The sequence below is a fragment of the Chryseobacterium gambrini genome (genome assembly GCF_900156825.1).
In the GTDB taxonomy this organism is placed as follows: Bacteria; Bacteroidota; Bacteroidia; order Flavobacteriales; family Weeksellaceae; genus Chryseobacterium; species Chryseobacterium gambrini.
The window spans coordinates 241,698-254,609 of sequence record NZ_FTOV01000004.1; the positions used below are offsets into that span (position 1 = coordinate 241,698).

At 36.6% G+C, this 12,912-nt stretch carries 11 protein-coding genes; 3 read left to right on the forward strand and 8 right to left on the reverse strand.

Going from position 1 to position 12,912, the window contains the following annotated elements; genetic code table 11:
• Positions 1-58: 58 nt before the first annotated feature.
• Both clpP and BW951_RS10205 read left to right on the forward strand, forming a co-directional pair.
• The gene (gene clpP, locus BW951_RS10200; protein ID WP_076392404.1) at positions 59-745 is read left to right on the forward strand and encodes an ATP-dependent Clp endopeptidase proteolytic subunit ClpP; all 687 of its coding nucleotides are present in this window, start codon (positions 59-61) and stop codon (positions 743-745) included.
• Positions 746-1,082: 337 nt separating this feature from the next.
• Positions 1,083-1,631, forward strand: a complete 549-nt coding sequence (locus BW951_RS10205; RefSeq protein WP_076392406.1) for a type 1 glutamine amidotransferase domain-containing protein — start codon at positions 1,083-1,085, stop codon at positions 1,629-1,631.
• 384 nt (positions 1,632-2,015) lie between these two features.
• Here the strand turns inward: BW951_RS10205 and tpiA are convergent, their stop codons facing one another.
• The 4 genes from tpiA to BW951_RS10225 form a co-directional block, all read right to left on the reverse strand.
• Entirely contained in the window at positions 2,016-2,774 is a 759-nt protein-coding gene (gene tpiA / locus BW951_RS10210) for a triose-phosphate isomerase (RefSeq protein ID WP_076392408.1), read from the reverse strand.
• A 66-nt stretch (positions 2,775-2,840) separates the two neighbouring features.
• Positions 2,841-3,194 (reverse strand): TerB family tellurite resistance protein, encoded by a 354-nt coding sequence (locus tag BW951_RS10215; RefSeq protein ID WP_076392410.1) that lies wholly within the window; start codon positions 3,192-3,194, stop codon positions 2,841-2,843.
• 27 nt (positions 3,195-3,221) lie between these two features.
• The gene (locus tag BW951_RS10220) at positions 3,222-4,334 is read right to left on the reverse strand and encodes a BT_3928 family protein (RefSeq protein ID WP_076392412.1); all 1,113 of its coding nucleotides are present in this window, start codon (positions 4,332-4,334) and stop codon (positions 3,222-3,224) included.
• Between the two features lie 15 nt (positions 4,335-4,349).
• Complete coding sequence (locus BW951_RS10225) at positions 4,350-4,904, reverse strand: DUF1599 domain-containing protein (protein WP_076392414.1); 555 nt, start codon at positions 4,902-4,904, stop codon at positions 4,350-4,352.
• A 332-nt stretch (positions 4,905-5,236) separates the two neighbouring features.
• Here BW951_RS10225 and folP point away from each other — a divergent pair, with 332 nt between their 5' ends.
• Positions 5,237-6,004: a dihydropteroate synthase gene (gene folP / locus BW951_RS10230; protein ID WP_076392598.1), complete on the forward strand. Its 768-nt coding sequence runs from the start codon at positions 5,237-5,239 to the stop codon at positions 6,002-6,004.
• A 98-nt stretch (positions 6,005-6,102) separates the two neighbouring features.
• Here the strand turns inward: folP and BW951_RS10235 are convergent, their stop codons facing one another.
• The 4 genes from BW951_RS10235 to BW951_RS10250 form a co-directional block, all read right to left on the reverse strand.
• Complete coding sequence (locus BW951_RS10235; RefSeq protein ID WP_076392416.1) at positions 6,103-7,569, reverse strand: M20/M25/M40 family metallo-hydrolase; 1,467 nt, start codon at positions 7,567-7,569, stop codon at positions 6,103-6,105.
• A 113-nt stretch (positions 7,570-7,682) separates the two neighbouring features.
• Complete coding sequence (locus tag BW951_RS10240) at positions 7,683-7,919, reverse strand: hypothetical protein (RefSeq protein ID WP_076392418.1); 237 nt, start codon at positions 7,917-7,919, stop codon at positions 7,683-7,685.
• Positions 7,920-7,946: 27 nt separating this feature from the next.
• Entirely contained in the window at positions 7,947-10,145 is a 2,199-nt protein-coding gene (locus BW951_RS10245) for a hypothetical protein (protein ID WP_076392420.1), read from the reverse strand.
• Between the two features lie 280 nt (positions 10,146-10,425).
• Entirely contained in the window at positions 10,426-12,882 is a 2,457-nt protein-coding gene (locus BW951_RS10250; protein ID WP_076392422.1) for a DUF5686 family protein, read from the reverse strand.
• Between the last annotated feature and the right edge of the window lie 30 nt (positions 12,883-12,912).

Consider the following 12,912-nt stretch of genomic DNA (forward strand, 5'->3'; position numbering starts at 1 on the left):
TTTTAGGAATAAAAATTGTAAATTCAACCTCGTAAAATGTAATACACAAAACAAGCATATGGACATTAAAAAAGAATTCAGAGATTTCTCTGTAAAACATCTAGGAAATAACGGTTTGGCAACCGATCAGTATATGGGAATGTATGGTCCTACAGGTCTTACGCCGTACATCATGGAGGAAAGAAGATTAAACGTTGCACAAATGGATGTTTTCTCCCGTTTGATGATGGACAGAATTATTTTCTTAGGAACAGGAATTGATGATCAGGTGGCGAATATCGTAACCGCTCAGCTTCTTTTCTTAGAAAGTGCAGATCCTTCCAAAGATATTCAGATTTATATCAATTCTCCGGGTGGAAGTGTTTACGCCGGTTTAGGAATTTACGACACGATGCAGATCATTAAGCCTGATGTAGCAACAATCTGTACAGGTATTGCAGCTTCAATGGGAGCGGTTCTTTTGGTTGCCGGAGAAAGCGGAAAACGTTCTGCTTTAAAGCACTCAAGAGTAATGATTCACCAACCTTCCGGAGGTGCGCAAGGGGTGGCTTCCGATATGGAGATCAACCTGAGAGAGATGTTAAAGCTTAAAAAAGAGCTTTACGAGATCATTTCCGAGCACTCAGGACAGACTTATGACTGGGTAGAAAAAGCTTCCGACAGAGATTACTGGATGACTTCCGAAGAAGCAAAAGGATACGGAATGGTAGACGAAGTTTTACAGAGATCTAAAGACAAAAAATAAATTTTGTAAAAATAATAAGAAGACGCATCAATTGATTTTGGTGCGTTTTTTTATTGAAATATATCAGGAGCTTTTTCCGGCTTTCCGCACTCGCTGTTTTTAATATTTCAGGGTTGCGGCGGCGGAGCCGCCGCAACCCTGAAATATTAAAAACGAGCTCAGACAATAGCTGCAATCCGGGCTAGGAGAGTCGACGTATTTTCAATTTTCACATCAATATTGATAAAAGTAATTTGCAAACCCAAAATAAATACTTTAACAAATTTTATAAAATTTGAGGGTAAAAACGGTATCATTTTTTCAAGATACTCTGTACAACACTTAAATCATAAAAATTATGTCAAAAAAAATTGCAATTTTAGCAACACACGGATTTGAAGAAAGCGAATTGAAATCTCCAAAAGAACATTTGGAACAGCAAGGTTGGACAGCCCACATCATCAGTCCGGAATCCGGAACCATCAAAGCATGGGCAGAAAAAGATTGGGGAAAGGAATACAATGTTGATAAAACTTTAGATGAAGCCAACGCTTCAGATTACGATGCTTTGGTTTTACCGGGAGGCGTTATCAATCCGGATCAGTTAAGAACCAATGAAACTGCTTTATCTTTCGTAAGAGATTTTTTCCAGCAGCATAAACCTGTTGCAGCTATTTGTCATGGACCACAGATTCTCATCAACGCCGAAGTAGTTGAAGGAAGAAAAATGACGTCGGTGGATTCAATCAGTAAAGATCTTAAAAATGCGGGAGCGAACTGGGAAGACAGTGAAGTTGTAGTAGATCATGGTTTGGTCACAAGCCGAACTCCGAAAGATCTTCCAGCCTTTAATGCAAAGATGGTCGAGGAGATCAAAGAAGGAAAGCATGAAGAGCAGACCATCTAAAATACAAAAGCACAAACTTTAATTTTACAAACTCTGATTATAAAAAATCCGGCGGCATCGAAGATGCCGCCGGATTTTATTTTTCATTTTCTGTAGATCTTCTCTTTTTAAAGAACATCCTGTAAATCAAAAATGTCTGTACTAAAATATTTCCAAAAAATATCAGAAACATCTTATATATTGGTATTGACGCATAAAAAGGTAACAGCTTATCAAATAATACTGCGGGTGAATTCACCAAAACTTTAATTAACGACAACGGATACTGCAAAAATTCAGGTTTTATCCCGATGAAAAACTGGTCGTAGATAAATACATAAAGAATGTCAAATAATAATATTCCCAGAAACAGCAGTATAAATTTTTTCACAGCTTTATTCGCTATTAGTTGAAAGCCTCAATAATTTTAGAAAAATCTTCCAGTTTTAAAGCTGCTCCACCAATCAGACCACCATCGATATCAGGTTGAGAGAATATTTCCTTTGCATTATCCGGTTTTACAGAACCTCCGTAAAGAATAGAAACTTCATCAGCAACTTCCTGTCCGTATTTTGCAGCGATAATGCTTCTGATGTGTGCATGGATTTCCTGTGCCTGTTCCGGCGTCGCTGTTTCTCCGGTTCCGATTGCCCAAACCGGTTCGTAAGCGATCACTACTTTTTTAATTTCCTCTGCGGTAAGCGTGAAAAGAGCCACTTCAGTCTGATTTTTTACCACTTCAAAATGCTGTCCTGCTTTTCTCTGTTCCAAAGTTTCTCCGTTACAGTAAACAGGAATCAAACCTTTATCCAAAGCTAATTTTACCTTTCTGTTGCAGTGAGAATCTGTCTCGCCGTGATATTGTCTTCTTTCAGAATGCCCGATTAAAGAACCTGTTGCATCAATGGATTCAAGCATATCCACAGAAATTTCTCCTGTGTACGCTCCGCTTTCATGTTCACTGATATCCTGTGCGAAAACGCCGATTTCATCCTTTTCAAAAACATCTTTTGCCATCATCAGATACAGAGACGGAGGAGCGATCCATACTTCGCAGTTCGTAGTATTATTGTTTTTATAGCTTAGTAACTGAACCATTAATTGTTGGGCATCAATTACATTTTTGTTCATTTTCCAGTTTCCTGCAACTATTTTTCTTCTCATAGTTTCTTTTATTTTAAAGTTAAAAACTAAAAGTCAGAAACGAATTTCTAACTTCTAATGACTCAATTATCGATTAATATTCCAAAGATTTTTCAAAAGCGTATAAAAAGTATGCTCTTCATCCGTCACTTTATTATCCGCCTTAATAAGCGTTTTCGCAAACTGGATGAAACTTGTTCTTTCCTCTTCTGTAGAATCGTCGTAGAAACAACGCGCGTGAAATTCAAAATGATCTTTCCATTCTTCCGGCTGTAGCAGGGCAATGGTTTCAAGTTCATTATCAAGATTCATTTTAAAAGGAAATTCATCGGCTAAATACTGCTGAACAAGCATTCCTTCTTCCGGAGCAAATTCTCCGTCTACAGAAGAAAGAATCATCAATAAATGATAACCGGCAATGGGTTTGTTAGACTTTTGCATTGATATAGTTTAAATTTTAGTGTTTTTTTATTTCAGATAATCTTTTGCAGGCTGTTTGTCAATAATTTTTCCGTTTTCCAGAACCAGTACAAAAGGATTGCTTCTTGCGATGGTTTTAATTGCAGTAGCATCCATCATCAAATTTTTAATGGTTTTAAAAGTATTCGGAAGTGTTGAAACTCCGTAAACAGCAGTTGTACCCTGAGTTTTTATCTTAGTTTCAAGCTGTTTAATAAGTTCTGGAGAAACATTTTGAGGATAGTAAGTGAAAATTAAAATAGCTTTTGGAGCATTGATAACTTCCTGAGTCATATCCATTCCCGTAGTATCTTCAAGCTTGAATTTTGCAATTTCAGATTTGTAGCCTTCTTTTACCAGAACAGATTCATTCTTTCCTTCCTCTATTTTCCAGGGCGATCCTTCTGCCCAATATTCTGTTTTTTTGATATAATCATCCTGATTTACTTTCAGAACTTCTCCGGTTTCAGCATTTTTCAGGGAATAAAACGTTTTATACTGGGACGGATTTTTAGCAATTTTAGCTTTTTCTGCTCTCAGATCGGTTCCTATTTTATAATCGCGGAAATCGATAACAGGTTCATGCACAATTCCATGTGCGCCAACCAGAATCATGGCAACAGAAAAAACGCCCAGAAGAATATATTTGAATTTGTTTCCTGTTTCTTTCTTTGTGCTGAAGCTGTATGCATCTTTTTTCTTAAATTCTTTTCTGTAAAGAATGAAAACAGCGATTAACCCGATTAAAAGCACAATGTCTTTAATAAAACTCTGCCACGGCGTAAATTTAATGGCATCTCCGAAGCATCCGCAATCTGTTACCACATTGTAATAGGCAGAATAAAAGGTAAGGAAACCAAAGAAAATACAGAGTGCAATTAATGCAGAAAGCGTGAATTTAAGTTTCAGTTTGATCAAAAGCATAAAGCCCAGAAGAAGTTCCAGAACCACAACAAATATGGAAAGCGGCAGTGCAAACTTTTCAAAAAACGGCATATTAAAAACATTCGGGGCAAAGTATTCTTCCATTTTGAAAGAAAAACCAACCAGATCAACCGCTTTTACAAACCCTGAAAGGATGAAAATAACCGCAAGAAGAAATCGTAATAAACCTTTTATCATAATTAATTTGTTTTTTTATTTTACACTGGCTGCTTTTTCAGAAAATTTGATCAGGCAGAACACCGCATAATTCAGCATATCAAAATAATTGGCATCCAAACCTTCGGAAACCAGAGTAACGCCTTGGTTATCTTCAATTTGCTTGGTTCTCAAAACTTTCTGGTAAATAAGATCCGTAATCGAAGAAATTCTCATGTCTCTCCAGGCTTCACCGTAATCATGGTTTTTTCTTTCCATTAATTGCTGTGCTTCGGTCGCATAATGATTGTAAAGCTCTAAAATCTCTTCCTTATTTTCGTTAAAATCGTTGGAAAAACCTTTTTCAAGCTGAATCAGTCCGATGATGGAGTAGTTCACAATGGCGATGAATTCATCCTCTTCACTTTCGTCCACCATTTTTTTGTCAGTCATTTGTAACGTGCGGATTCTGTTGACTTTAATGTAAATCTGATCCGTAATTGAGCTTGGTCTTAAAACCCTCCAAGCTGCGCCGTAATCCTGTAATTTTTTGCTGAATAATTCGCGGCACTGACTGATAACTTTCCCGAACTGTACTGATGTTTCTGACATAAATTCTCTTAATCTTCCAAATATACGAATTTTTGTGTGTTGGAGGGGGTCGGAATAGGAGAGTTTGGGCGTTTTTGGGTGAGAGCGTTTATGAGTTTGAGGGAGAGCGTTTATGCATGGTGTGGTTAATGGGCATTTAAATGATATTTTCAGATTTATGCGTTTCTTTTTTATGTTATTTTTGTAGAATAAACTCAATTCGTAATTCCAAAATGTTTACTCATAAACCATCCGGCTTCCCAGCTCTGTCATTCTCCAACACTCAAGCCTTTGAACACTTTCACTCCATCAACTGCAATGGAAGATTAATAGATTTATCAGCCCCGAAAATCATGGGAATTCTCAATCTCACGCCGGATTCTTTTTCAGACGGCGGAAAATTTAACAATGAAAAATCTGCGCTGGAACAGACCGAAAAAATGCTGAAAGATGGTGCTGAAATCATCGACATCGGACCGCAATCCACAAGACCGAATGCCGAATTTCTGACTTCTGAAGAGGAAATCCGAAGAATCGGAAATATCATTTTTCTAATTAAAAAAGAATTTCCGGAAGCTTTGATCTCTTTGGATACATTTTATTCCGGAACCGTAAAATTTGGTTTTAATGAGGGTATTGATCTGATCAATGATATTTCCAGCGGTCAGTATGATGATAAAATGTTTGAAACTATTGCCGAAACAAAGCTGCCGTACATTTTGATGCACGTAAATCCTACTTATGAGACGATGCACGATAAGATACAATTTGAAGATATTATTCTTTCAGAAAATCGATATTTCTCAGAAAAAACGGCAGAATTGCTAAAGTTAGGAGTGAAAGATCTGATCCTTGATCCCGGTTTCGGATTTGGTAAAACAGTGGAAGATCAAATGAAAATGACCGACGAAGTACAATATTTAGGATTTGGAAAATTTCCTTTACTGATCGGTATTTCAAGAAAATCTTTCATTTATAAACCTTTAGGAAAATCTCCTCTGGACATTAATGAAGAAACTCAAAAACTCCATCTGAAAGTTTTGCAGCAGGGCGCAAAAATTTTGAGAGTTCATGATGTTTTGGAAGCCAAGAAAACTCTGGATATATTTTTGAGGAGCTAAAATGATCCGAATCATCGGATTTTCATGATTAAAAAACAAAAAAGCTGTCTCAAAAGCCAAAAACTGACTTTTGAGACAGCTTTTTTATAGTTCTAAATTTATCTTTCCAGTGTAAAATTAGAAATCACTTTCGGACGTTCGGTTTCATTGGCTACTTTCCATGAAGTTCGGTACATCCATTCCGTCATTTTATACAGCTTTTTGTAATTAATGTTTTCCGATTCATCTTGCGGCGTGTGATACTGATCGTGCAGAACACTCGTGAAAAATATTGCAGGAATTCCTGCTTTTGCATAGGGTAAATGATCGCTTCTGAAATAAAAATATTCTGCATGCTTCGGAGAATCCCAATCTTTCAGATACCTGAATTTCGTACTTTCATTATTGGCATCTTCAGCCATTTTTACCAATTCTTCAGAATTTTTGTGAGGCGAATTTCCTCCCAGAAGCGCAGCTTCATTATTATCATTTCTCCCGATCATATCCCCATTGAGAACGGCAACAATGTTTTCTTTTGGCACAACAGGATGCGCTGCATGCCATCTCGAACCCAACAAACCTCTTTCTTCAGCACCATGAAAAACAAAGAGAATACTGCGTTTTGAAGGCTGTTTTTTATAGGCTCTTGCCATTGCCAACATCGCAACACAGGTACTTGCGTTATCATCTGCGCCGTTGTAAATTGTATCGTTTTTTACAGGATGTCTTATTCCGTCGTGATCCTGATGTCCGCTGATTAAAACAAATTCGTTTTTAAGTTTAGGATCTGTACCGTCTATTTTTCCGATGATGTTTACGGAAGGATATTTATACGTTTCTGTGATGAGGTGCAGCGAAATTTTAGGATTGTTTTTTACCCAGTCAGAATTTTCTCTTTTAATCCATAAAACCGGAATATTATTCGTCACACTTTCTCTTAAACCTTCTACTCCGTAAGAACCTCTCGTCATTTGCGGTAAAACTTCAACCCAGCTTTTATCCGATGTTTCGTCTGTAATGAAGATGATTCCCTTTGCTCCCAGTTCAGATGCTTTGTTATAGTATTTTGTTCTTACAAAACCGGGATATCTTCTTACGAAAAGCGTCATTTCCTTTTCAATATTCTTGTCAGATGCATTTACGGCGAGAATTTTATCTTTAATATTTAATTTTGATAAATCTTCAGGTTCGGCATTTCCGGCGTAAACAATTTCAGAATCAATGTTTGCATTTACGGGTTCCGCAACAAGAAAATCTTTCCATAATTTTAAAGAATTATCACCAATTTTCAGGCTGCTCTGCGGAATTACCTGATGTCTGTACATATCAAAAAACTGAAAGAAAGTTCCGTTGTCTCCGGCTGGTTTCATTCCCGCTTCCTTGGCTCTGTCAGCAAGCCACATTGATACTTTAAGCTCATCTAAAGTTCCTGCTTCCCGACCCAGAAACTGATCGGCTGCAAGATCATACATATCCTTGCGAAGATCGCCTTCTTTGATAGCAGAAACCAGAGGTTTTTGATAGGATTGAGCGGTAAAAGTCCCAAAAATAAATACACTGAGTGCAGATAATAGGTAATTTTTCATCTTGAATTTTTTAATGATTTGATTACACTTTTAAAATTTAACACAAAATAAACAAAAAATGAAGTTTAAGTTGAGGTTAAACTTTAAATAAGAAGAAATACGTTTCTAAAATTTTAATTCAGATTCGCAAGCTTATCCGCAAACTGCTTAGAAAATTCTTTTCGGTCTTCCTCCATTTTCTCCGGTGTGGAAGGAAGGATATAATTAAAAAGGATTTTATCTTCGTTATCCAGAAAGATGATTTCCTTTTCGTTTCCATCGATCATTTGGGTAAAGATTTCCCACATCGAGGTATCTTTTAATTTTAATAACTCGAAAAACTGATCTGCTTTTATTTCGATTTTCTGCATTTATCTTTTATTTAACGGTTTCATTTTTTAAAAATCCAGAATTTTTAATTTAAACTGAACTGCAAAATTTTGTTTAAAATTAGGAGTGGTGTAATATCCAACCCTGTAAAATAATCCCAGATTAAAGTAGGTAGATAGGAAATTATTCCATTCCAGACCGACTTCCTGATAAAGATGATCCAAAGGACGGAATCTGAACTGGTGGTAATCGGGATGCTTCATATTTCCCGTCGTTCCTCTTAACACAAAGTCGAAGCTTGAAATATTCTGCCCGAAGCTTTTAAAATACCATGGGATTTTGTGGGTAAAATAATAGGCAATAAACCGGTCGTTGTAATATTTTCCCCCTTCCAGAGTGGCAAATCCTAAGAAAGAAGTTAGGTTGAAATTAAAATCTTTCCTTGAAGAAGCAAGCCCGTTCATGGTGAAATTTTTCCAGATCGGCGCATCTCCGAAAACCATTCCGCCATAGAGTCTGAAACCTGTGGTTCCAAACATCGTTTTGAAATTATGAACCAAAAGCGCATCAAATCGTGTATAATCGAAATCTCCGCCAAATATTTTGTAGCTCTGTTCATAATTAAAATACAGTTCGGGATATTTCTGATCAATCAGTGATTTTCCCTGCGGCGTCATAATATTCGTAGAATTTGGGGAATATTTTAGTGTAAATAGGGTATTGAAGTTATCAAAAGAAGGACCTCTTCCACGGAAAGAATAATCGAACATCGCTTCTTCCAGATTTCTTCGGGCAGCAAAAACCAGTGTTAATCCGTTGGTAATATCGTTCAGGTAAGATACTGAAGCGCCTTTGTAACGGTAATAACGATCGTTATTCAGGTTGTTTCCATAGTTTGCCGTTCTCATTTTAAAGCTCCAGAGTCTTCTGTAAAATTCACCGGAAGCCGTCACATCATCATAATAATCCAACCGGAAATACGAGTCTTTTTCCAACGTTGTTTTGATATCAAGACCAATCCTGTATTTCCATTTATCATCCTTAAAACCGTAAGCAAAAAGGTAATCCGGAGAAAAATACGGATTGAAATTTTCATTAAGTTTTGCTTTTAATCCAACTCTGAAGCCTTCGTAAAGATTGTAATTGACGATTTCGTCTACTGCAAAATCTACCACCCCCACTTTAATCTGTCCGTTTAGGAACAAACCACCCAAAACTCTTGCTTTTCGGTCGATATTGTAGATTTTTCCGAGACTGTCGATTATTTTATAGGTATTTTTTTCTCTTTCGGTAAGAGGATCAGTTCGGTACTGGTCTAAGGTTTTTCCGTCGATATTTTTTACTGAAAAAGTGTAGCCTTTAAAGTCATTCTGATTGTTTTCGGCAGGGGAATGATAATCGAAATACCGCGATGTAAGAAACGCATAGGTTCCGAACGTTTTTTTACTTTTCCTGTCGGTTTTTTCATCGCCTTTTTCGTTTTCCATCTGCATATTGCTCATTTTCAACTTTACGGTTTCGTATGCCAGAAACCATTTGTTGTTGAAGAAAATCCACGAACTGGTAATAATTCCGTCGTTTTTATTCTTGCTGAAATTTTCAATTTTTTTTACGCCGTAGGTTTCGGTATCTACATAAATAGCGCCGTTGTATTTTCGTTTTTTATCCGGCTTTTTGTAATTCACTTCCCTGAAACGGATAACGAAATTTTTTCTTCCGTCCATTTCAATGGTATCGGTGAGAAAGAAGCGGTAAAGTCCGCGGTTTTCTTTTTTAAGCTGATCCGGAATTTTGTCTCTGTTGCTCTGCTGAAGCGCGATCATTTCATAAATAGGCTGTTTGAGACCGGAAATTCTGTTATCCAGAATATTGATCTTCTCGCCGTATTTTTTAGAATACAGAAATTCCTGCGCTCTTTCCCAGAGAAACAGTTTGCTTTTCGAGAATATTTTTCGCGCGGAAATGTTGTTTAAAGAATCTTTTTCCCGCTTTTTTTTGAACATTCCGGTTTCTTCGAAGAATTTGTTGTACTGAGAAATACTGTCTTCGTCGATATCGAGAGAAATTTTTTCGTAAGATTTATAATAATAGGAATCCAGCGTTTTGGGAGAGTTCTCATGGAAATACTGATTCACTTTATTAAGGATTTCCAGTGCTCTCGGATCACTTTTGTCTTCGATGATAACGGTTTCAATAGAAGTAACTTTCGATTGTGAAAAACCAAAAATACAGATTGAAAAACATAGAAACAGTAAAATCCTTTTCATAGAAAACCTTGCCAAAATTACTAATATTTATTGTCCCGCAAAAGTTTTGTTAATTGATATTAATGGGATCATTCATTGGAAATATCTTTTAAAAAATAAGGCTCAAACTCCCCATCTTCAATCAAAGGACGGGATTCTTTTTGTATTAGAAGAAAATAATATTGCAGAGAAACACTCAGTAAGCATATGTTTCATGGTTATTTTTTCAGAAAGATAATAAAAAAACAGAAACCCGAAAGCTTCTGTTTCTATTTTCCAGATAATTATTTAAAAATACGGCTTAGTTTAACAGGTTAAATCTCAGTTTGATTGCAAAGTTATCTTTAAATTCCGGGGTCTGATAATATCCTAAACGGTAAGAAAATCCTACCCCAAAGTTTCTTCCCAGAAAACGGTTCCAGATAACTCCGGCTTCCTGATAATAATGATCCAGCACCTGAAACTGGAACTGATGATCCTGTCTGTTTTTCATATTTCCGATCGCCGCCTGATATTCAAGTTCGATACTGGAATATCTTGATCCGAAAGTTTTAAACCTGAAAGGAAGATACTGCGATACTTTGAAGGCAACAAATTTATCGGTAAAGAATGTTCCGGAAGGCATGGTTGCAAAACCTAAATTGGAAGGTGTCGTAATGCTCGAAGTCCTGTTGTCTCTGTTTGCATCGGTTTGCCCGGCGATTTCAAAGTTTTTCCAGATCGGTGCATTTCCTGAAGAAATTCCTCCGAAAAGTTTGATGTTCGTATATCCTAATTTTGATCTGAACTGATGAATAATTAACGCATCCACTCTGTGATAATCCAGATCTCCGCCTAACGTTTCAAATCCTTTTTCGTAATTCATGAAGATTTGCGGATATCCTTTTTCGTAGGTGAACTTTCCGCTCGGCGTCATGATATTTTTGTCATTCGGCGAGAATTTTAGAGATAAAGTGGCGCTTGTATTATCGAAACGGTTTCCCAGATTTTTATACTGATAATCAAAAAGAGCCTGTTGCTTTTCTTTATTCACGGCAACTTTCACGCTTAAAGAATTCGAAATATCATAAAGGAAAGAAGCTCCCCATTTCTGGTTTTTGTAAAAAGTTGAGTTGTGAAGATCCAGATTGATGTCTGAAAATTTCATCATCATGTCCCACATATTGTTGCTGAATCTTCCGGCTGCGAACACATCATCCACATAATCGATTCTGAAAACTGACGTTCTTTTGTCTGATAATCTTACATCAAGCCCTAAACCGTATTTCCAGGTGTGGTCTTTAAATCCGTACCCGAAATAGCCGTCCGGAGAAAATGTGTTGTTGAATTTTTCATTCAGCTTTATTCCTGCTCCCAGACGAAGACCTTGGTATTTATCGTAACTGAAAAACTTCGTAATGTCGAAATCGATGAATTTATACCGCAGATTTCCTCTTAAAAGCTGGGTTAAAGTATTCAGCTTTTTTTCAAAATCATGCTTTTCCACAAAGCTGTCGATCTTGGTGTAGGTTGCACTTTCTCTCGCGGTAAGACTGTCGGTTCTGTATTGGGAAAGGAGACTTCCGTCCGAGTTTTTCATTTCAAGAGAATAGCCTTTGAATTCGGATGCTTTTTGTTCTTTATTGATTTCAAAATCGAAGAAACGGTTTTTTACATACAGATAATTTCCAAAATTCTTTTTGTTGTATTTTGTTTTTTCTCCGGGTTTCAGACTGTCTTTTTTAGAAGTCTCGAAACTCTGGCTTCCCATTTTTACTTTCATGTTTTCGTAGTCTAAGAACCACTTTCCGTTAATAGGCTTCCAAACCGAAACAATATCTCCTTCATTCCGCTTTTTGCTTTGGCTTTCAAATTTTTTCAAAGCATAGGTTTCAGAATCAATATAGATTTTCCCGTTGAATTTTCTCGGATTCTGCTTCTTTTTATCAGTAATTTCCTTGAATTTAATCACAAAAGTTTTTCTTCCGTCGAGCTGTAAAGTATCGGAAAGATAAAAATTGAATAACTTTCTGTTTTCAGGTCTAAGCTGTCTCGGTGTTCTGTCAAGATTAGAAATATTGATCGCTAAAGCCTCATAAATCGGATTTTTAAAGCCCGACATTCTGTTATCAATGATATTGGTTTTCTCACCGAAACTTTTAGAATATTTGTATTCTGCGGCTTTCTCCCAAAGGAACAGCTGGCTTTCGGTGGTCGCCTGAATAAGATCTTCTCCGATCAAAGAATCTTTTTTCTCTTTATCCGTTTGCTTAAGGTCTTTTTTATCAACCTTCGAAAGCGAGTCTTTTCTTACTGCTAAAAAGTTTTTGTACGTATCCACAGAATCTTTATCTACGTCAATAGAAAACTTGGAATACGATTTAAAATTGTAGGAATCCAGCGATTTTGGTGAATTCTCTTTGGCTCTTTTGTTTACCTCATCTAAAATTCTCAATGCTCGCGGATCACTTTTATCCTGAATGACAATTTTGTCTATATTTCCCATCTTTTCAGACAAAGGCTGCATAGAAACTTCCATAGACGGTTTTACATCCGTTACGACATCCTGAAAATTGCTGGCAAGAATTTCGACCTTTTTACATTTTGTCTTAAAAGATACACTGCCGTTGAAGTCGGTTTTTCCAAGAAGTGCATCGTCACAGTAAATGGCTGCATTGTGAATAGGCTTTTTGTCCGCTTTATTGAAAACTTTCACCTGATTCTGTGCAAAAAACACTACCGAAATAAACAAAAACAGGGAAGATAGATATTTTGTCATTAGTCTTTTTTATAGATAAGACAAAACTAA